Consider the following 19,635-nt stretch of genomic DNA (forward strand, 5'->3'; position numbering starts at 1 on the left):
GTCACTCCGGCTCGGCGCCGGCGTCCAGGCGGTAGCCGGCGCCGCGCACGGTGTGGATCAGCGGCTGCCCGTGCGGCCGGTCGATCTTGGCGCGCAGGCGGCTGATATGGCTGTCCACCACGTTGGTCTGCGGATCGAAGTGCAGGTCCCAGACGTGTTCGAGCAGCATGGTGCGGGTGACCACCTGGCCGGCGTGGCGGGCCAGGTATTCGAGCAGGCGGAACTCGCGCGGCTGCAGGTCCACCGGCTGGCCGCCGCGGCTGGCGGTGCGCGCCAGCAGGTCGATCTCCAGGTCGTGCACCTGCAGCCGGGTCTGCGCCGACAGCGCGCGCGGCCGCCGCGCCAGCGCTTCGATCCGCGCCGCCAGTTCGGCGAAGGAGAAGGGCTTGACCAGGTAGTCGTCGCCGCCGGCCTTGAGCCCGAGCACGCGGTCGTCCACGCCGCCCAGCGCGGTCAGGAACAGCACTGGCACCTGCGAGCCGGCGCTGCGCAGCGCCTTGACCAGCGACAGCCCGTCCAGCCCCGGCAGCATGCGGTCCACCACCACGACATCCGGCGCCGCCTCGTCCATCGCCAGGTACAGGCCGTCGCGGCCATCGACCGCATGCACCACCTGGTGCCCTTCGGCGCGCAGGCCGTCGCCGATGTACTCGGCCGTCTCCTGGTCGTCTTCCACCAGCAGGATCTGCATCCGCCGCTCCTACGTCATCGCGGCCTGCAGGATAGCCGCGCGCCGCCGCCATCGCAGGTTACCGCTGCGCAATGTGGCGGGCAGGCGCGGGTAATGGCGGCGCGCCGAGCATGGCGGTCCGTTCCACCGCCGAGATCGACGCCATGCCCGCCATTCCGCTCCTCCGCCCCGCCTCCGCGCTGTGCCTCCTGCTCGGCGCCAGCGCCCCCGCGCTGGCCGGTCCCTACGAGACCGGCAGCACCAGCACCGCCAAGGGCATCAAGTTCAAGAGCAACGTGCAGCTCAAGCACGGCGCCGACAAGGACACCTGGGTGCTGCCCAAGTTTGGCGTCGGCGGGCCGCTGGCCGACAACCTCGAACTGACGATGGGCACCGGCCACGGCCGCATCGAGCGCGCCGATGGCCGCGACAGCCACGGCATGCGCGACCTGTCGGTGGGCATGAAGTGGCGCCTGCTCGACGAGCAGGGCCAGCGTCCGGCGCTGGCCATCGAACCTTCGCTGAGCCTGCCGACCGGGGATCGCGCCAGCGGCATCGGCAAGGGCGCCTACGCGCTGGAGCTGCCGGTGCGCGCCAGCCGCCGTTTCGGCGACATGCGCCTGACCGGCGAAGCCAGCATGCAGCGCACCTTCGGCCGCGATGCCGACAAGCTCGGCGCCGGGCTGCTGCTGGAGTACGTGGCCGCGCCGCGCTGGTCGTGCGGGATCGAACTGGTCGCCGACGCGCCGCGGCAGGACCTGGGGGCGCGCGAGCTGCGCCTGAACATCGGCGCGAAGCGGCGGATCGGCCGCCACCTGCAATGGCAGGCGCTGGCCGGCCGCAGCGTCGACGATCCGCGCGGCGGCCGCACCAGCACCGTCAAGCTGGCGCTGGAATACCTGCTATGAGGCGTCCTTCTGCCCGGCGCCCAGCGCCGCCACGGTCTTGCGCACCTCGTCGTAGGTACGCATGAGGTGGTCGTGGGTGAGGCGGCAGGCGCGCAGCGCGTTGCGCTCCAGCGTCGCCTCGAAGATCGCCTGGTGCTCGTCCTGCACGAAACGCTTGCCGCGCGAGGCGCTCAGCGACACCCGGCGGTAGCGTTCGGCCTGGTGGTAGAGCAGTTCCTGCAGCTTGATCAGCCACGGCGAATCGCAGGCCGACACCAGCGCGTAGTGGAACTGGCGGTTGCGCTCCTCCCATGCGTCGAGCAGTTCCTGGGGCGCGCCTTCGCCGCGCCCCAGCACCTCGCCCTCGACTTCGTTGAGCGCGTCGTAGGTGTCGCGCACGCGCGCTTCCCAGGCCTCGTCGCCGCGCTCGATGGACAGACGCAGCGCCTCGGTTTCGATCAGGTTGCGCACCCGCGAGATGTCGTCCAGTTCCTCCAGCGACAGCGGCGCCACCCAGAACCCGCGCTGGTCCTCGGTCTTCACCAGCTGGTCGCCGACCAGTCGCGCCAGCGCCTCGCGCAGCGGCGACATGCCGATCTCGTAATGCTGGACCAGCGCCTCCAGCTTGAGTTTGCCGCCGGGCGGCCACTGGCCGTGGACGATGTCGCGGCGCAGGCGCTGGTAGGCGCGCTTGGCCAGGGTGCGGGCAGTGGTGGCCGGGGCGGAGGCTGGGGTCGTCATGCGTACAGTGTGGGGCGGGAATTTCGAAAATCAAATTCTTTGCTGTGTTGCAGCATTCTCCGCATTAATTTCGACAACGTGGCATTCGCTATCCTTTTGTGAACGCTTCAAGTCATTGTTTTTCAAAGACCGGGTGGCTGGCTAACATGTGAGACTGGCTATCATCCGCATAGATGTGGAAAAAATATCGTAATTTTCGTTGACACTTCGACGCGCTCTTGGTGTGATCCGGGTGCACTCCGGCGCCAGGCGCCGGCCTTCGGAACGTGGATGGGGCATCGGCCCGGGCCCGGGAACGGCCACTGCCGGCGACATGCGGGCAGCGTGGGCGTCCATCCGTCAGCCACAGTGAATGCGGGGGAATGATGAGCAGTCGAGCAGGGAAACAGCGGGTTCTGGCCAGCGGATTTTCGATCTTGGCGGTGTGCATCGCCGGCGCGCTGCAGGCGCAGGAAGCGCCGGTGCAACTGGATACGGTGGTCGTCACCGGCACCAACATCCGTGGCGCGACGCCGGCGGGCAACGAAGTGATGGTGATCGGCGCCGAGCAGATCCAGGCCAGCGGCAAGGCCACCGTGGCCGATTTCCTGCGCGAACTGCCGGCCAACTTCGCCGGCGGCGTGGGCATGAGCGACAACATCCAGGGCTCGGACAGCAGCGTGGCCGGCTCCAACATGACCGGCGGGCAGGGCGTGAACCTGCGCGGCCTGGGCGCGCTGTCCACCCTGGTGCTGGTCAACGGACGCCGCGTCGCGGCCGCCGGCCAGTACGGCGACTTCGTCGACATCTCGACCATCCCCAGCAACGCGGTCGACCACATCGAGATCCTGCTCGACGGCGCCTCGGCGGTGTACGGCTCGGACGCGGTCGGCGGCGTGGTCAACATCATCCTCAAGCGCAGCGACGACGGTGCACGCACCACGGTCCGCCTCGGCAACGCCACCGAGGGCGGCAACAGCCAGCTGCAGATCGGCCAGACCTGGGGCCGGCAATGGAACGGCGGCGGCATGATCGTCGGCTACGAGTACGACCGGCAGGACGCGCTGGCCGCCACCGACCTGGGCATCTACCGCTCCGGCAGCGACTTCAGCGACCGCGGCGGCGTGAACTGGCGCCGTGCCGGCGCCCGCGCGGGCGCGGCGGCCAACCAGTTCAATACGCCCACCGCCAACGGCTGGGGCACGCCGGCGCGGCGCATCTCCGGCGGCGGCCTGGTCGCGGTCACCGACGGCGTCGGCAACACCCACGACGCCTGGGACAAGGTGGACATCCTGCCGGAGATGGAGCGCCACAGCGCCTTCGTCGGCTTCGAGCAGGAAGTGGGCTCGGCCGACCTGTATGGCGACCTGCGCTACACCCGCCGTCGCGGCACCTACAACCAGGGCTACCAGGCGCTGTACGGCACCCTCGGCCCGAACAATCCGTACCTGATCCCGGGCGTGGCCAACAACTACGGCGTGCTGATCGACGACCGCCCGCTGCAGCGCGAGGTCGGCGTGGACAGCATCGCCGCGACCTTGGGCGCCGGGTTCGACCTGGGCGGCAGCTGGCGCGGCGAGGCCACGCTGAGCTACAGCCGCGACGAGCAGTTCCGCAACTCCGACGTGCAGCGCAACGCCAACATCTACGACTACCTGCCCACGCCCGCCGGCGGCAGGGTGCAGGCACCGACCGCGATCCAGTGCAGCCAGGGCCTGCCGGGCAACGCCACGCCGGCGCAGCTGGCCTACTGCGCCGGACTGAACTACGCCGCGTTCAACCCGTGGACCACCGACCCGCTGTCCGAGCAGGTGCTGTCGCAGCTGATCGGCTACGAGAACCTGGACTTCGCCTCGTGGCTGGCGCAGGCCAGCTTCAAGGTCGACGGTGACCTGTTCGCGATGCCCGGCGGCACCGCCAAGCTGGCCGCGGGCATCGACTATCGCCGCGAGAACATCGGCGGCGAGCTGGACTTCAACTGGCGCTCGACCTCCAGCAAGCACGAAGTGTTCGGCACCACCGAGCGCGACGTCGGCGCGGTGTTCGCCGAGCTGGCGTTCCCGCTGATCGGCAAGGACAACGCTTCGCGCTTCGCGCAGAAGCTGGACCTGTCGCTGGCCGGCCGTTACGAGCGCAGCCGCGGCATGGGCGACTTCTCCACCTTCAACCCGAAGGTCGGCCTGGACTTCAAGCCGACTGGCGACCTGACCCTGCGCGCCAGCTGGGGCACCTCGTTCCACGCTCCGCCGATGCGCTACGCCTACGACGGCGTGCAGCCGATCACCGGCGGCAACGGCGCGTTCCTGCGCGCGGACCTGTACCGCGCGCCCTGCGACACCACCGTGGTCCCGCTCAACGGCGTGTCCAACACGGCGGCCGGCTGCACCTTCAACGCGATCGTGGTCTCCGGCGGCGCCGGTCCCACGCTGAAGCCGGAAGAAGCCAGTACCTGGACCGTGGGCTTCGACTGGAAGCCGGAATGGGCGCCGGGCCTGCACGCCGGGGCGAGCTACTTCAACCTGAAGGTCGACGACCGCATCGTGCGCATCCAGGCCGGGCAGCTGGGCGGCATCCTCAACGACCTGTTCACCAAGGGCACCACGCCGTACATCGACAGCCTGGAGATCAACCCGGGCGTGGACCGCGTGCGCCAGATCATGGAGAACGACCCGCGTTATCTCGGCCAGCTCGGCGCCGGCCCGGTGATGGGCCCGGCGGATGTGGCGATGATCGTCAACGCCACCCAGCTCAACCTGGCCTCACTGCGGATGGACGGCTTCGACTTCAACCTCGACTACGGTTTCGACACCCGTTACGGCGGCTCGCTGGAGTTCTTCAACCGCGGCACCCTGCTGAAGTCCTACGAGATCGAGGCCACGCCGGGCGCAGGCTACGTCGACCGCCTCGGCCGGTACAGCGCCGCCGACGGTTCCAGCCCGGTCAAGCTGCGTTCGATGCACGGCGTGAAGTGGTACTACGGCAACCTCAACGCATCGCTGACCATGAACTACGTGGACGACTACCAGTGCGTGGCCGGCTGCTTCCTGCCCAACGCCCAGGGCCTGCCGGTGGCGGCGACCGCGCCGGTGAAGATCAAGGCATGGAAGACGTTCGACTTCCACCTCGGTTACGACCTGTCCGGCATCGGCGGCCTGTTCCATGATTCGCGGGTGAGCTTCACCGCCATCAACCTCACCAACAGCGCGCCGCCGTTCTTCGACACCGGCACCACCGCCGCCGTCGATACCCTGCCGGACCCCTATGATCCGGCCAACGCGACGGTGCTGGGCCGCAGCCTGGTGCTGTCCTTCGACAAGCGCTGGTAAGCAACGCAGGCCTGCCCGGCATCGCGCCGGGCAGGCCGGGAGACAACGCAATGATGAAAGCAGCAACCGTGATGCTGGCGCTGGGCCTCGGCCTGGCGCCGGCGATGGCGACGGCCGCGCTGGGCCACCCTGCCGCACCGGCCGCCGCGCCGCTGCAGGTCAAGGGCGCGCAGCAGTTCGATCTGGAGGCCGCCGACGGGCGCGTCTACCGCATCTTCGTCTCGGTGCCGGACAAGCCGGCGCCGCCCTCCGGCTACGGCGCGTTCTACGTGCTGGACGGCAACGCCATGTTCCTCACCGCCCTGGAAACCGTGCGCGCCATGGAGCGCCGCCCCGACGTGCCGCGCGATCTGGCGACCGTGGTGGTGGGCATCGGCTATCCCGACGGCGTGGACGTCGGCACGGCGCGCACCCTGGACCTGACCCCGCCGGGCAGCGGCAACCCGCGCATCACCGCCGCGTCCGGCGGTGCCGACGCTTTCCTCGATTTCATCGAGGACACGCTCAAGCCGCGCATCGCCGCGCTGGCGCCGGTCGACTCGGCGCGCCAGGCGCTGTTCGGGCATTCCTTCGGCGGCCTGTTCGTGCTGCATTCGATGTTGCGCAGGCCCGATGCCTTCGCCGTGCGTGTCGCCGCCAGCCCATCGATCTGGTTCGACCGCGCCGACATCGCCCGGCAGCTGGCCGACACCCTGGCCGCGCGCCCCTCGCAGGCGTCGCCGCTGCGGCTGCTGCTGACCGCGGGCGAGTACGAGCAGGCGCTGTCGCCGCTGGCGCACTCGCGGCCCAATGTCGCCAAGCTGGCGCTGCTGCAGAAGGAACGCGCGCAGGTGGACAGCAGCCGCGCGCTGGCGGCCGCGCTGACCGAGCGCACCGCGGTGGACGCGCGTTTCGACGAGATCGCCGGCGAGGACCACGGCACCGTCATCCCCACGGCGATCAGCCGCGCGGTGTCGTTCATGCTGATGCCGCAGCTGGAGGTACCGCCGGTACCCACGGCCGCCGCGTACTGGCAGATGACGCCGGAACAGCGCTACGACCTGCGCATGTGGGTGCGGCAGCTGCCCGACCGCCAGCGCATTCCCTGGCTGACCGGCCTGCGCGACACCCTGCACGACGGCCTGAGCAAGGAGCAGGTGCAGACTCTGCACGAGGAGCGCAACCGCATGGATGCCGAGCAGGGCAGCAAGCCACACGAAGTGAACGCGCCGGCGCGCTGAGCCGCGTGATAGCGGCGACGCCCGTGCCCGCTCCGGGCGCGGGCGCCGTTGCTTCAAGGCACCCGCCTGGCAGCAAGGTCCATCGAGGCGTATAAGCTGTGCCTGTCGGCGGTCGCGAACAGGGATGCGATGGATCTGCAGGCAAGTGCTGGCGAAGCATCGGCTTCGACCGCACGCATCAACTATGTGCTGATCGATTACGAGAACGTGCAGCCGGAATCGCTGGAGCAGCTGGAGCGGCCGGACTTCCGCGTAATCGTGTTCGTCGGCGCCAGCCAGGCGAAGATATCGTTCCAGGTGGCTGCGGCATTGCAGCGGATGGGGCGACATGCCGAGTACGTGAAGATTGCCGGCAACGGCCCGAATGCGGCCGACTTCCATATCGCCTGGTATATGGGGCGCCTGGCGGAGGCCGATCCCCGGGGGTTCTTCCATGTCATCTCCGGCGACACCGGCTTCGACCCGCTGATCCAGCACCTCAAGGACAACCGGATACTTGCGTGCCGCTCTACCGCCATTACGCGGATGCCGTGCTTCGCGCCGGCCGCGCCACCGCTGGAGCAGGAAGCGCGGCTGCAGCTTGTCCTGCAACGGCTTGCGGCCATGACCCGGCCGGCGCGGGTGAAAACCCTGGAAAGCGCGCTGGATTCCATGTTCGGCAAGAAGCTGCCGCGGGCCGAGGTCCAGCGGCTCATCGCCGTGCTGCGCGAACGGGGCTGCGTGAAGGTATCGGGAGCCGCCGTTTCCTATGCACTGCCCGGGGCATGAGCGCCGCCTGACGGCCGTGGCCGCCGTTCCAGCCACCACAGCAAGCTCGCCACCAGCACGAAGCCCAGCAGCCACGGCCAGCGCGGGCGGGGCACCGGCAGTGTCGTGGTTGCGGCATTCCCGGTGCCGCCGCGCAGGGCCAGGGTGGCCTCGCGCGTGGCCTGCGCGTGCAGGGCGCGGGCGTCGGCCGGGTCGATGACCCGCACGCCGGCGCGGGTATCGCCGGCGACGACGTGGTGCCAGCCGGCCTGTCGCGGCCACCAGCCGCTGCAGTTGCCGGCGCGCGGATCGGCCAGCAGCAGCGTGGTGCTGCCGTCGGGCGCTTCGATCCGGGTGCCGTCGGGCAGCCCGCACAGCGCGGCGCGTTCGCCGGCCCAGGTCCAGGCGGGCAGCGCGGCCAGCGGCGATGCCGGCAGCGGCCGCGCCAGCGTCGCCAGCACATGGTTCCACAGCTCGGCATGGGCGCCGGCATGGCCGGCGAGCACCAGGGTGTAGCTGTCGACGACCGGCAGCACGCCGATGCGCCCGCGGCCGACGGCGCGCCAGCCGCCGATCGCGCTGCCGTCGGCGGCGTGCAGCAGCGGCACCACGCCGGTGTCGGCGAACGCCAGGTCGAAGCGTTCGATGTCCAGTGTCGCCGGCGCGTTGCCCTCGTCGCCGGCGGCATCGGCATCGGCATCGGCATCGCGCAGCTTCACCGTGGCCGTCTGTTCGCCGCCGCGCACGTCCAGCCCCCAGTCGCGCAGGGCGCGGCGGGCGTTGCCGTCGAGCGCGCCGCCCAGGCGCACCAGCACGCCCAGGCCCTCGCGCATGGCCGCGGCGATGGCCGCGCGCTGCGCCGAGGACAGCGCGGCCAGGCGGCGTTCGTCGAGCAGCAGCAGGTCGAGCCGGGCGAGGCTGGCGGCGTCGATGGCCTGTGGCGCATCGCCCAGTTGCACGCCACCGCCGACGCTGATGCCGGTCTGCAGGCTGGCGCCGGTATCGGCGGCCCAGCGCTGCAGGTATTTCAGTTCCGGCCCGGGCGCGCCGGCGAGCAGGTGCAGCGCCGGCGCCGGCACGGCCCGCACGCGCACCGGCACCGGCAGCTGGTCGAGCACCTTGCCGTCGCCGTCGAGCGCACGCAGGGCGAACTCGACATCGCCGGCATCGCGCGCGCTGGCAGCCAGGCGCACGCGGCCGTCCGCACCGGGCGCGGCGATGGCGACACGATGTCCGGCCGGGTCGAGCAGTTCCACCCGCACCTGCGGCAGGCCCTGCACGCGGGTGCCGACCTCGAAGCGCGCGCCGGCGGCCAGCGGCGGCGGCGCCTGCAGTTCGACCAGTCCGCGTGGCGCGGCGGCGGCCTGGAAGCGCAGCGGTGGCAGCGCGGTGTCGCGGTCGCGCGCCGGCAGGCCCTGGCCGACGACGACGAGGTCGCTTGCGCCTGGGTGCTGGCGCAGGGCGGTGGCCAGGTCGGGCACGCGCGCCACGCCTGCCAGTGCCGACGCTTCCGGCAGGCGCAGCCGCACGGCGGCCGGCACGGCTGCCAGGTCCGCGGCGGTGGTGCCGGCGCTGGCGACCAGCAGCGTGCCGGCGGGCACGGCGTGCAGTGGCGGGAACAGGGTCAACCCGAGCAGCAGCGCCGCCGCAAGCTGCAGCGCCAGCAGCAGACCCAGGCGCGCCAGCGGTGGCCGTGGCGGCAGGCACAGGCGCAGGCTGGCGAGCAGCACGGCCGCGGCGATGAGCGCGAGGGGCAGCCAGAAGATCATCGTGCGGCCTCCTGCGGCGTGGCCAGGGCATCCAGATAACGGCGGCCCATGGCGTCGGCGGCGTCGCGCCGCGCCGGCGGGCCGGGCGCGCGCGGCAGCGCCGGCCACAGCTGGTCGCGCAGGCGCTGCCGGCAGGTGCGGCAATCGGGTTGCTGGCGCAGTTCGTCGATGGCGGCGGCGATGTCGAGCGGGTCGGGCACGGCCTGCGGATGCGCATCGAGCCAGCGCGACAGCGCGTCCAGGTCGACCGCCGCGTCCGCCGTCGCCAGCGCCCGCCAGGCGTCGGCCGGCGTGGCATCGCCGCGGTCGCGCGGCGGCAGCCGCAGGCCGCGGTTGCCCAGGCCCTCGCGCTTGCCGCCCATGCGTCGCGCCATGTCGATCGGCGGCAGCTCGGGGCCGACCCGCGCCAGGTAGATGCGTTCGGCCTGCTGCACCTGCTTGATGAAGCCCAGCGCCTTGTAGGCATAGGGCAGCGCCTTGTCGGGATGGCCCTGGCGCAGCTCGCCTTCGGACTGCCACATCTGGTCGAGCGCGGCCTTGAGGATGGCGCGGGTCTGCGGATCGAGCAGGGTGGCGGCCTCGGCGTGGTCGTGGGTGTGGCCGTACTCGGCGAGCACGTCGGTGGCGCTGCCGAAAGCGGGCGCGCTGCCGTCGCTGGTGTCGGCGTGGTCGTGGCCGTCGTCGTGCGCGTGCTCGCTGGTTGCTGCGTCGGCGGTGGGCGCATGGTCGCCGGTCGGCGGCGGTTTGGCGCCGCCTTCGGCCTCCTCGCCGAGGAACTGGCCGTAGCGCAGGCGCAGGATGCGCTGGTCCACGCCGATGGCGTCCGAGCGGCGGGTGAAGGTGTCGGCGTCGAGCGTGCCGCGCTGTTTCAGCAGCGTCTCGGCGTCGAGGATGATCTGCCGCTGGCTGCGGAAGTAGGCCGGCATCACCTTCTTGATCGCGCCTTCCAGGTCGCTGGTCTGCACCTCCTGCTCGCTGGGCAGGCGCAGGATCAGGCTGGGGCTGCGCGCTTCCTGCGGCTGCGGCGCGCGGTTGTCGCGCACGCCCAGGCGCGCGACCACTTCGTCGCCGGGGCCGACGCCCAGCGCCGCCAGGTCGACGTCGTAGGCGAAGCGGCGCGCGGTGGCGGTGCCGCTGCCGGACAGTGCGACGCGGCGCTGCTGGAAGTCGATGTTCTCGCCGCTGCCCTTGGCGGTGGTGAGTTCCAGCACCGCGCCGGCGGCGACGCCGAAATCGTCGCTGGCCTCGAAGCGCAGCGGCCAGCGGCGCTGGTGCGGCGCGGCCTGGGTGAGCGTCTGCGCCGGTTCGATCACCTTCACCTGCGGCGGACGGTCGGGCACCACTTCCAGCCGCCACGCACGCCCGGGCTCGACCAGCGCGGGTTCGGCGACGATGCGGTAGAGGCCGGAACGCTGCAGGGTTTCGCTGGCCTGCCAGCGCTCGCCGTCGCGCTGCAGCGGCAGGCGGCGACCGTCGTGGAACTGCAGCCACGCGCGCTGCGGCTGCGGCGCGAAGCGCAGCTGCCAGTGCAGGCGGCTGCCCTGCAGGGCGCGCGCATCGAGCTTTTCGCCGGCGCTGGCCGCCTGGCCGGTGTAGGCCGGCGGCGTCACTTCCAGTCGCGTGCCGCGCAGCGCCGGCGGTGCAGTCGAAGCGACGGCTGCCGGGTTGCCGCCGTGGCTGCCGGCCGGCGCGCCCGGCGTACCGCGCGGCCACAGCACGGAGGCCGCGACGACCAGCAGCGCGACGGCGACGCAGGCCAACAGGCGCGGCCATGGCCAGCGCGGGCGCAGGTCGGGCGGCGTCGCGCGCAGGCGCTGTTCGATGCGCGCGCGCTGGCGCTGCTGCAGCGGGTTCAGCGTTTGCGGCGCGGCGAACAGCAGGTCGGCGCTGTCCTCGAACCGCGGCTGCGCGTCCAGGCGCGCGACCAGCCAGCGCGCATCCAGCCGCCGCGCGCGCCAGGTGGCGAACGCGGCGACGGCGAGCAGGGCGAGCGTGAGCGCCACGCTGCCGGTGTCGAAACCGGCCACGCGCACCATCAGCAGGCCGAGCGCCAGCGCCAGCGGCACGCCGCCGGCCAGCGCGATCAGCAGCACCCGGCGCCGTGCGCCGCGCAGCAGGGCCAGCGGGCTCATGCCTGCCCCCGGCGCCGGCGCGCGCTGGCCATCCAGCGTTCCAGCAGGAACAGCAGGGCGATGGCGGCCACCAGCCACGGCACCGGTTCGTAGGCCGGCTGCGGCCATGCGCCGGCGCCGCTGTCCGGCGGCATTGCCGCCGCCGGTGCCCGCTTAGGGACCGGTGGGGCCTGCAGCAGGTCGCGCAGGCGCTGCGGGAAGCCGGCCTCCAGCAGCGCCGGCATCGTTGCCGGTTGCAGCGGCGCGGCCCAGCGCAGCCAATGCGCGTGGGCGCCATCCACCTGCTCGATCACCGGCGCGCCGCTGTCGTCGCGCCACAGCGGCAGGCGCTGCGTGTTGTCCGGCACCGGCGTGCGCGCATCGACCAGCAAGCGGCCGCCCGCGCGCGCCCATGCCTGCAGGGCGTCGGGAACCGGTGTGGCCGACAGCCAGACGCGCACGCCTTCGCCGTCGGTGAAGGGCTGATCGTCGCGGGCGATGTCCGCCGGCGTGTCACGGTTCCATGCCCGGGCGACGGCACGCAGCCACGTCAAGGCGGCGCTGCCAGCGTCGTCATGGCGGATATGCAGGCGCGGTGCCGCCACGGCGACGGCAGTCGAGGCCGATGGCGCGCTCTCGACCACCTGCCAGCGCACCGCGCGCGACAACCGCGGCCGCTGCGCGTCCAGCCCGTCCAGTACTGACGGTACGACCACGGTGAGCGGCGCCTTGGGCGGCAACGTCGCATCCAGTTCGCGCAGCAGGCTGGCGAGCGGCTGCGAGGGCGAGGGTGCCGTGGGCGCATCGAGCGCCGGAAAACCCGGCGCCAGCCACAGCCACCGTGCTTCGGCGGCCCCGACCGCGCCGCGCGCGGCGGCGATGTCCACGCCGGGCGCCACGGCGACGCGCGGCGCATCGTCTTCCACCCCTTCCAGCGCCGGCCGCGCCAGCAGCACCGCCAGCAGCGCGAGCAGCAGCAGCCGCACCAGCAGCAGCGGCCAGTCGTCGAAGCGGATGCGCCGGCGCGGGCGCGGTCTGGCCGACAGCCAGCGCAGCGCGGCGAAGTCGATCAGCCGCTGCTCGTCGCGCCGCGCCAGGTGGATCAGCAGCGGCAGCAGCAGCGCCGCCAGTGCGGCCAGGCCCGCCGGAAACAGCCACACCAGGCTCATGCGCCGCGGCCTCCGCGGCGACCGGCCAGGCGCTGCAGCGGCGCGTCGATGGCTTCGTCGAGGAAGCCGGTGTCATGGCGGATGCCGGCGGCCTGCAGGCGCGCGTCCAGCGTGCGCCGCGCCTCGGCGAAGCGCGCCAGGTAATCGGCGCGTACCGTCGCGCCGTCGCTGAGCAGCTCCTCGCCGGTTTCCGGGTCGCGGAAGCGGTGGCCGTCGCGGAACGGGAAGTCGCGTTCCTCGGCGGTCAGCAGCTGCAGGTGCACGACATCGCGGCCGGCCCTGGCCAGGCGCTCGGCCAGTTCAATCGCCGCCTCGTCGAAGCCGTCGCCGATCATCACCACCAGGTCGTGGGCGGCGATGCGTTCCCACACCGGCGCCAGCCGTTCCTGCGCCGGCCACCGGCCCTGCGCGCGCAGCGCGTGCAGCTGCAGGTGCAGGCGGTCGCGCTGGCGCAGGCCGTGGCCGGCCGGCACCAGGCGCAGGCCCTCGCCGCCGATGGCGACCAGGCCGAAGGCATCGCCCTGCTGCAGCGCCAGTTCGGTGACGCAGGCGGCGAGCGCGCAGGCCGCGTCCAGGCGGGTCCAGTCGCGCCGCGCCTGGTCGGCCTGCGCCATCGACGCGGTGGTATCGAGCAGCAGCCACACCGTGAGCGGGCTTTCGCGTTCGGATTCGCGCACGAAGAAGCGGTCCGAGCGCGCGTAGAGTTTCCAGTCGATCTGGCGCAGTTCATCGCCGGGCTCGTAGGCGCGGTACTGCGCGAACTCCAGCCCGGCGCCGCGGCTGCGGCTGGCGTGCATGCCGCTGCCGCGGCTGCCGCTGGCGCGTTGCGGCAACAGCCGCAGGCCGCGCAGGCGGCTGCGCACGTCGGCGGGAATCAGCGGTGGCGCGGTGGCGGCCAAGGCGAACGCGGGGCGTGGCTCAGGCCGGGTACGGCACCGCGCGCAGCAGCGCGGCGATCACGTCGTCGGCGCTCTTCTGCTCGGCCTCGGCGGCGAAGGACAGCAGCAGGCGGTGGCGCATCACCGGCGCGGCCAGCGCCTGCACGTCCTCGCGGGTCGCGGCGAAGCGGCCGTGCAGCAGGGCGCGCGCCTTCGACGCCAGCACCAGCGACTGCCCGGCGCGCGGGCCGGCGCCCCACTTGATCCAGTTGTTCACTTCGGCCGGCGCGCCGTCGCCGGGGCGGCTGGCGCGCACCAGCCGGGTGATCCAGGTCAGCAGGTCGGCGCCGACGTGCACCTCGCGCACCGCGGCCTGCAGCGCCTTCACCGCGTCGGCGTCCATCACCTTCGGCACCGCGCCGCCGCTGCTGCCGGTGGTCTGGGCCAGGATGTCGCGCTCCTCGGCCTCGCTGGGGTAGTCCACGCGCACGTGCAGCAGGAAGCGGTCCAGCTGCGCCTCCGGCAGCGGGTAGGTGCCGGCCTGCTCGATCGGGTTCTGCGTGGCCAGCACGAAGAACGGCGCGGGCAGCGTGTAGGTGGTGCCCGCGTAGCTGACGGTACGCTCCTGCATCGCCTCCAGCAGCGCGGCCTGGGTCTTGGGCGGGGTGCGGTTGAGTTCGTCGGCCAGCAGCAGGTTGGTGAACACCGGGCCCTGCTGGAAACGGAACGCGCGCTTGCCGGTGCCGTGGTCTTCCTCCAGCAGCTCGGTGCCGAGGATGTCGCTGGGCATCAGGTCGGGCGTGAACTGCACGCGCCGGAACTGCAGTTCCAGCGCCTGCCCGAGCGAGCGTACCAGCAGGGTCTTGCCCAGGCCGGGCGCGCCTTCGAGCAGGCAGTGGCCGCCGGCGAGCAGGCCGATCAGCAGTTGTTCGACCACGTCCTGCTGGCCGACCACCGCCTGCGCCAGCGCGCCGCGCAGTTCGCCCAGGCGGGGCAGCAGGGAGTCGAGGTCGTGGGCGGGGCTGTTCATGCGGTCACCAGTGGAGTCAATGCGTCAGTGCGTACATCACGATGTTCACGCCGAACTTCGTGTTGTCCTCGGCCAGGAAGCGTTTGTTGCGCCAGTCGTAATCCCATTCGCAGCCGTAGTCCTTGTTGCTGTAGAGCACGCCCAGGCGGCCGTCGATCTCGATGCCCTTCAGGTAGTCGTGCACCAGGTCGTCGCCCCAGCCGTTCAGTTCGAACGTGGTCGCCGGCGGGCCCTCGGGAAACCTGAAGAAGCTGTTGTAGAGCGCATGCGTGTTGGGCAGCTTCTTCAGCGCATTGGCGCCGAAGATGGCGCGCATCTGCGCCTCGAACGAGGTGGCGAACAGGCCGTCGATGTCGTGGTTGCAGTCGTCCACCAGCACGAAGCCGCCGTTTCGCACGTAGCGCTCGAAGTTGCGGCGTTCGTCGGGGTTGAACTCCACCAGCTTGTGCCCGGCCAGGTAGCAGAACGGCGCGCGCAGCATCTTCGGGTCGGACAGGGCGACGACGTGTTCCTTCGGATCGACGCGCAGCGTGGTGTAGTCGATCAGCGAGGTGATCAGGTTGGACGGCATGCGCGCGTCCACGTCCCAGTCGCCGGAGTCGTACTTGAGGCGGGTGAACCAGAAGTCGTAGCGGCTGGCCTGCGCGCGCGCGCGCCCAGGCAACGCGGCCGCCACCGCGCCGCCGAGCAGCAGGTGGAGGAATTGCACGCGCGTTAGCCGGGGCTGGGACAAAGGTGGGAAATCTCGAAGCCCCTCTCCCACCGGGAGAGGGGTTGGGGAGAGGGTCGGGGCAAAGCCCTCTCAATGTCTGGTTACACGAGGCTTGGCCCCTACCCTCATCCGCCCTTCGGGGCATCTGCATTCGGCACATCCCTGTGCCTCACCCTGCGGGCGGCTTCGCCGTGCAGCCTGGCAATCCTGCCAGGCTGTCTCCCGACGGGAGAAGGGGAAGGCAAAGTCACACCGCGTCGGAGAGCGAGGTGAAGGTGAAATCGCGCAGCTTCATCGGCGGAATCATCATCACGAAGCTGGATTCGTCGCCGGCCACGCGCACCGGCTTGCCCAGTTCGTCGATGTTGTTGAGCATGATCACCGGCGATTCGTTGAAGCGGAAGTTCTTCACCGGGTGCTTGATCTGGCCGTTCTCGATGTAGAAGGTGCCGTCGCGGGTCAGGCCGGTCAGCAGCACGGTCTGCGGATCGACCATGCGGATGTACCAGGTGCGGGTGAGCAGGATGCCCTTCTGCGTGCCCTTGACCAGTTCGGCGATGGACTTGCTGCCGCCGCTCATCAGCAGGTTGCCCGGCCGCGCGTTGGCGGTCTTGCCCTGCTTCTGCGCCCAGTAGCGCGAGTAGTTCAGGTTCATCACCTTGCCGTTCTCGATGATGGCCATGCGCTCGCGCGGCATGCCCTCGCCGTCCCACGGCAGTACCGGCGCCTCCGGGTGCCACGGGTCGGCGAACATGTTCACCTGCGGGTCGTAGACCTGCTCGCCGAGCTTGTTGCCGCCGCCCTTCTTGGACAGGAAGCTGCGGCCTTCGTCGGCCGAACGCGCGTCGAAGAAATTCATCATGAAGCTGATCAGGCCGGCGGCGGCGGCCGGTTCCAGGATCACCGTGTACTTGCCCGGCTCCAGCGCCTTGGCCTCGGCCGACTCGATCGCCTTGCGCTTGGCGATCTCGATCTCCTGCCCGGCGTGGAAGTCGGCCGCGTCCTTGAGGTTGCGCCCGACCCAGCCCGAGCCGCGGCCGTCCTCGGTGCGCACGGTGCAGGTGTAGTTGAAGCTGGTGCTCTTCTGGTAGCCGAAGTTGCCCTTGCTGTTGGCGATGGCGACGAAGCCGTTGCCGTCCTCGAGGAAGCCGGCGGCGATCAGGCCGTGGCCGCGGCACGGCGCGATGGAGTCGGCGGCGACCTTGGCGCGGAAGTCCGGATCGATGGCGGCGGTGGATTCGCTGAAGGTCGGGCTCGGCTTGTAGTCCTGCTTGCCGATGATGGGCATGAACTCCGGGTTCTCCGGCGCCAGTCGCGCCAGGTCCTCGGCGCGGCGCACCACGCGTTCCAGCGAGGCGTCGTCGAACTCGTTGATCGAGGCGGTGCCCACGCGCTTGCCGAAGGCGACCTGCACCGCCAGTTCGGCGTTGTTGACCATGCCGCTGGTGGAGACGTTGTTCAGCGCGAAGCGGATGTTGCCTTCGACGGAGCCGGCCAGCGTCGCCGTGCATTCGTCGGCCTTGGACAGCGCGATGACCTTGTCCAGGATGGCCTTGGCTTCCTGTTCGGTGAAAATGCTCATGTGATTCTCCGTGGAGCGGAGCGTGCTCCGCTGCTTTTTCTATAAGGGGGCGATCCGCAGCAGCCGGGCAGGCCCGGCTCTACAGATGTCAGCCAAGGCTGCGCGCGGTGTTGATGACGTTGATGCCGTCGAAACGGGCCGTGGACGAGCCGTGCGACACCGCCGAGACCTGGCCCGGCTGGCCCTTGCCGTCGAAGAACGAGCCGCCCAGGCGGTAGTCGCGTTCGTCGGCCACGGCGCTGCAGGCGTTCCAGAATTCCGGCGTGCGGATCTGGTAGGCCACGTCCTCGAGCATGCGGGTGATCTTGCCGTCCTTGATCTCGTAGAACAGCTGGCCGCCGAACTGCGCGTTGTAGCGCTGCTGGTCGATCGAGAACGAACCGTCGCCGATGATGTAGATGCCGTTCTCCACGTCCTTGATCAGGTCGGCCACGCTCAGCGGGCTCCTGCCCGGCGCCATCGACACGTTGGCCATGCGCTGGAACTGCACGCTCGACCACGAGTCGGCATAGCAGCAGCCGTCGGATTCGGTCTTGCCGAGGATGTGGGCCTGGTCGCGGATGGCCTGGTAATCGACCAGCTTGCCGTCCTTGATCAGGTCCCACTGCTTGGTCTTGACGCCTTCGTCGTCGTAGCCGACCGCGCCGAGGCTGCCCGGCTGGACCTTGTCGGCGAAGATGTTGACCTTGTCGCTGCCGTACTGGAAATGCTGCTCGCGCTTGTCCAGCGTGGCGAAGCTGGTGCCGGCGTAGTTGGCCTCGTAGCCGAGCACGCGGTCCAGCTCCAGCGGGTGGCCGACCGATTCGTGGATGGTCAGCCAGGTGTGCGACGGGTCCAGCACCAGGTCGTACTTGCCCGGCTTCACCGACGGCGCCTTGAGCTTTGCCTGCGCGTCCCGGGCGGCGGCGATGGCGTCCTCGCGCATGTCGTAGGACTGGCCGTACACGGTCACGCCGTTGGGCAGCACGGTCTTGCCGGAGGCGGCGCCGTCCAGGTATTCGAAGCCCAGGCCCATCGGCGAGGACAGGCCGTCGCGCGTGCGGAACTTGCCGCTGGCCTTGTCGATGGCGGTCACCGTCATCGGCGCCCAGATGCGGTGCACGTCCTGGTCGATGTAGGAGCCGTCGGTGGAGGCGAAATACTTCTGCTCGTTGACCAGGAACAGCATCGAGTTGACGAAGCTGGCGCCGGCGCCGAGCGCGGCGGCGTTCACGCCCAGCAGCAGGTCGGCCTTGTCCTTGATCGGCACTTCCATCGCGTTCTTCTTGATGGGGGTGCGCCAGCTGACTTCGCCGAAGCCCGGCGCCTTGGCCAGCTGCACCGGCGCGGTCTGCACCTTGGCGTTGGCCTTGGCGATGGCGGCGGCCTGCCGCGCGGCCTTGACCACGCCGGCCGGGCTCAGGTCGTTGGTCGCGGCAAAGCCCCAGGCGCCGCCGGCGATCACGCGGATGCCGGCACCGGTGGACTCGGTGTTGACCACGTTCTGCACCTTGTCCTCGCGGGTGATCACGAACTGGCGCAGGTAGCGGCCGATGCGCACGTCGCAGTAGCTGGCGCCGGCGGCGCGCGCGGCGTTCATCGCATCGTCGGCCAGGCGCTTCTTCAGCGCCGGGTCGATCGCGGTGAGCAGTTGTTCGGCGGCGATGGCCTTGCCGAAGAACGACGGCACCATCAGGCCGCCGGCGGTGAGCCCGGTCAGGGCGAGGAAGTCACGTCTTTGCAAGGCTGCTCTCCAGGGACGGCCCGCGCGGCGGGCGTTACGGCAACGAACGACGGTGGCTTCGCGGTGCTCCGCGAACCGTTCGATTCTTGCGGGGAGGCGTTTGCAGCGGTAGTGACTTTAGACATAGGAACCAGCGCCGGCGCCCGCTTTCCTCACCGGCGCGTGCGCTGGCGCAGCGCTTCGTCCAGCACCTCCTGCAGCCACGCCACGAACGCCTGCAGCCGCTGCGACGGGTGCCGACGGTGCGGATACAGCAGGTGCATCGGCATCGGATCGGCGCGATGGCCGGGCATCACCTCGACCAGGGTGCCGTCGGCCAGTTCGCGGCGCACGTCGTAGGCGGGGATCTGGATCAGGCCCATGCCGGCGATGCAGCAGGCGATGTAGGCCTCGGCGCTGTTGACGGTGACGCGTCCGCGCAGCGGCTGCTCGTGCAGCACGCCGTCCTCGCGCCATTCCCAGGGTTCGACCCGGCCGTTGCCGGGCGAGGCGTAGCGCACGCCCCAATGGTCCGCCAGGTCGCGGGGGTGGGTGGGCGTGCCGTGCACGGCCAGGTAGCCGGCGCTGGCCACGTTGAGCAGCGGCAGCTGGCCGAGGCCGCGCGCCACCAGCCGCGAATCCTGCAGCGGGCCCACCCGCAGCGCGCAGTCCACGCCGTCCTCGACCAGGTCCACGGCGCGGTCGGTCATGCCCAGCTCGATGTCGATCCCGGGGTGCGCGTCGAGGAAGCGCGGCAGCGCCGGCGCCACGATCAGCCGGCCGATGCGGCCCGGCAGGTCCACCCGCAGGCGTCCGCTCAGCGCGTGGGGCGACTGCCGGAACAGCTGCTCGGCTTCGTCCATGTCGGCGATCAGCTGCTGGCAGCGGGCATGGAACAGCAGCCCGTCCTGGGTTGGCGTGACCTGGCGGGTGGTGCGGTGGAGCAGGCGCGTGCCCAGCCGTTGTTCCAGCGTGCGCACCGCCTCGGAGACGGTGGAACGCGGCAGGTTCAGCTGGTCGGCGGCGCGGGTGAAGCCGGCGCAGTCCACCACGCGGACGAAGATGCGGCACAGCTCGATGCGGTCCATGGCGATTGTCCGGGAAATCCGACA

General features: G+C 71.1%; 15 protein-coding genes. 4 read left to right on the forward strand and 11 right to left on the reverse strand.

Annotation, left to right across the window (positions count from 1 at the left end; genetic code table 11):
• Position 1: 1 nt before the first annotated feature.
• Complete coding sequence (locus ABTV91_RS03155; protein WP_433853183.1) at positions 2-691, reverse strand: winged helix-turn-helix domain-containing protein; 690 nt, start codon at positions 689-691, stop codon at positions 2-4.
• A gap of 110 nt (positions 692-801) precedes the next feature.
• Between ABTV91_RS03155 and ABTV91_RS03160 the strand changes: the two genes are divergently transcribed.
• The gene (locus ABTV91_RS03160) at positions 802-1,578 is read left to right on the forward strand and encodes a hypothetical protein (protein ID WP_433853184.1); all 777 of its coding nucleotides are present in this window, start codon (positions 802-804) and stop codon (positions 1,576-1,578) included.
• Here the strand turns inward: ABTV91_RS03160 and ABTV91_RS03165 are convergent.
• Entirely contained in the window at positions 1,573-2,298 is a 726-nt protein-coding gene (locus tag ABTV91_RS03165; RefSeq protein WP_433853185.1) for a GntR family transcriptional regulator, read from the reverse strand. The genes ABTV91_RS03160 and ABTV91_RS03165 overlap by 6 nt on opposite strands.
• A 422-nt stretch (positions 2,299-2,720) precedes the next feature.
• On the opposite strand from ABTV91_RS03165, the gene ABTV91_RS03170 reads away from it, so the two are divergent.
• The 3 genes from ABTV91_RS03170 to ABTV91_RS03180 all read left to right on the forward strand — a co-directional run bounded on the left by ABTV91_RS03170 (position 2,721) and on the right by ABTV91_RS03180 (position 7,591).
• On the forward strand, positions 2,721-5,603 hold the full coding sequence (locus ABTV91_RS03170) for a TonB-dependent receptor plug domain-containing protein (RefSeq protein WP_433854109.1): 2,883 nt from the start codon (positions 2,721-2,723) through the stop codon (positions 5,601-5,603).
• Positions 5,604-5,656: 53 nt separating this feature from the next.
• Positions 5,657-6,823 carry an alpha/beta hydrolase gene (locus ABTV91_RS03175; protein ID WP_433853186.1) on the forward strand — a complete coding sequence of 389 codons (1,167 nt, stop codon included), beginning with the start codon at positions 5,657-5,659 and terminating at the stop codon, positions 6,821-6,823.
• A 129-nt stretch (positions 6,824-6,952) separates the two neighbouring features.
• Positions 6,953-7,591, forward strand: coding sequence for a PIN domain-containing protein (locus tag ABTV91_RS03180; RefSeq protein WP_433853187.1), 639 nt, complete (start codon positions 6,953-6,955; stop codon positions 7,589-7,591).
• On the opposite strand, the gene ABTV91_RS03185 is transcribed toward ABTV91_RS03180, so the two are convergent.
• The 9 genes from ABTV91_RS03185 to ABTV91_RS03225 all read right to left on the reverse strand — a co-directional run bounded on the left by ABTV91_RS03185 (position 7,570) and on the right by ABTV91_RS03225 (position 19,611).
• A complete protein-coding gene (locus ABTV91_RS03185) occupies positions 7,570-9,339 on the reverse strand; it encodes a hypothetical protein (RefSeq protein ID WP_433853188.1) in 1,770 nt (589 codons plus the stop codon). The genes ABTV91_RS03180 and ABTV91_RS03185 overlap by 22 nt on opposite strands.
• Complete coding sequence (locus ABTV91_RS03190) at positions 9,336-11,471, reverse strand: hypothetical protein (protein ID WP_433853189.1); 2,136 nt, start codon at positions 11,469-11,471, stop codon at positions 9,336-9,338. Before ABTV91_RS03190 ends, ABTV91_RS03185 begins: the two co-directional genes overlap by 4 nt.
• A complete protein-coding gene (locus ABTV91_RS03195) occupies positions 11,468-12,619 on the reverse strand; it encodes a BatA domain-containing protein (protein WP_433853190.1) in 1,152 nt (383 codons plus the stop codon). The genes ABTV91_RS03190 and ABTV91_RS03195 overlap by 4 nt, the downstream gene beginning before the upstream one ends.
• Positions 12,616-13,518 carry a DUF58 domain-containing protein gene (locus ABTV91_RS03200; protein WP_433853191.1) on the reverse strand — a complete coding sequence of 301 codons (903 nt, stop codon included), beginning with the start codon at positions 13,516-13,518 and terminating at the stop codon, positions 12,616-12,618. Before ABTV91_RS03200 ends, ABTV91_RS03195 begins: the two co-directional genes overlap by 4 nt.
• Before the next feature lie 19 nt (positions 13,519-13,537).
• Positions 13,538-14,527 carry an AAA family ATPase gene (locus ABTV91_RS03205; protein WP_433853192.1) on the reverse strand — a complete coding sequence of 330 codons (990 nt, stop codon included), beginning with the start codon at positions 14,525-14,527 and terminating at the stop codon, positions 13,538-13,540.
• Positions 14,528-14,543: 16 nt separating this feature from the next.
• Entirely contained in the window at positions 14,544-15,218 is a 675-nt protein-coding gene (locus ABTV91_RS03210) for a DUF4159 domain-containing protein (RefSeq protein WP_433854110.1), read from the reverse strand.
• A gap of 268 nt (positions 15,219-15,486) precedes the next feature.
• Complete coding sequence (locus ABTV91_RS03215; protein WP_433853193.1) at positions 15,487-16,821, reverse strand: TldD/PmbA family protein; 1,335 nt, start codon at positions 16,819-16,821, stop codon at positions 15,487-15,489.
• A gap of 88 nt (positions 16,822-16,909) precedes the next feature.
• The gene (locus tag ABTV91_RS03220; RefSeq protein ID WP_433853194.1) at positions 16,910-18,544 is read right to left on the reverse strand and encodes a TldD/PmbA family protein; all 1,635 of its coding nucleotides are present in this window, start codon (positions 18,542-18,544) and stop codon (positions 16,910-16,912) included.
• Positions 18,545-18,696: 152 nt separating this feature from the next.
• Positions 18,697-19,611 (reverse strand): LysR family transcriptional regulator, encoded by a 915-nt coding sequence (locus ABTV91_RS03225; RefSeq protein ID WP_433853195.1) that lies wholly within the window; start codon positions 19,609-19,611, stop codon positions 18,697-18,699.
• Between the last annotated feature and the right edge of the window lie 24 nt (positions 19,612-19,635).

The organism is Stenotrophomonas nitritireducens (genome assembly GCF_050984405.1).
Lineage (GTDB): Bacteria > Pseudomonadota > Gammaproteobacteria > Xanthomonadales > Xanthomonadaceae > Stenotrophomonas > Stenotrophomonas nitritireducens_B.

Coding starts and splice junctions, on each gene's coding strand:
- ABTV91_RS03190 (WP_433853189.1), bottom strand. CDS start 11,471: ATGAGCCCGCTGGCCCTGCTGCGCGGCGCACGGCGCCGGGTGCTGCTG.
- ABTV91_RS03185 (WP_433853188.1), bottom strand. CDS start 9,339: ATGATCTTCTGGCTGCCCCTCGCGCTCATCGCCGCGGCCGTGCTGCTC.
- ABTV91_RS03205 (WP_433853192.1), bottom strand. CDS start 14,527: ATGAACAGCCCCGCCCACGACCTCGACTCCCTGCTGCCCCGCCTGGGC.
- ABTV91_RS03160 (WP_433853184.1), top strand. CDS start 802: ATGGCGGTCCGTTCCACCGCCGAGATCGACGCCATGCCCGCCATTCCG.
- ABTV91_RS03165 (WP_433853185.1), bottom strand. CDS start 2,298: ATGACGACCCCAGCCTCCGCCCCGGCCACCACTGCCCGCACCCTGGCC.
- ABTV91_RS03180 (WP_433853187.1), top strand. CDS start 6,953: ATGGATCTGCAGGCAAGTGCTGGCGAAGCATCGGCTTCGACCGCACGC.
- ABTV91_RS03215 (WP_433853193.1), bottom strand. CDS start 16,821: ATGAGCATTTTCACCGAACAGGAAGCCAAGGCCATCCTGGACAAGGTC.
- ABTV91_RS03195 (WP_433853190.1), bottom strand. CDS start 12,619: ATGAGCCTGGTGTGGCTGTTTCCGGCGGGCCTGGCCGCACTGGCGGCG.
- ABTV91_RS03155 (WP_433853183.1), bottom strand. CDS start 691: ATGCAGATCCTGCTGGTGGAAGACGACCAGGAGACGGCCGAGTACATC.
- ABTV91_RS03175 (WP_433853186.1), top strand. CDS start 5,657: ATGAAAGCAGCAACCGTGATGCTGGCGCTGGGCCTCGGCCTGGCGCCG.
- ABTV91_RS03225 (WP_433853195.1), bottom strand. CDS start 19,611: ATGGACCGCATCGAGCTGTGCCGCATCTTCGTCCGCGTGGTGGACTGC.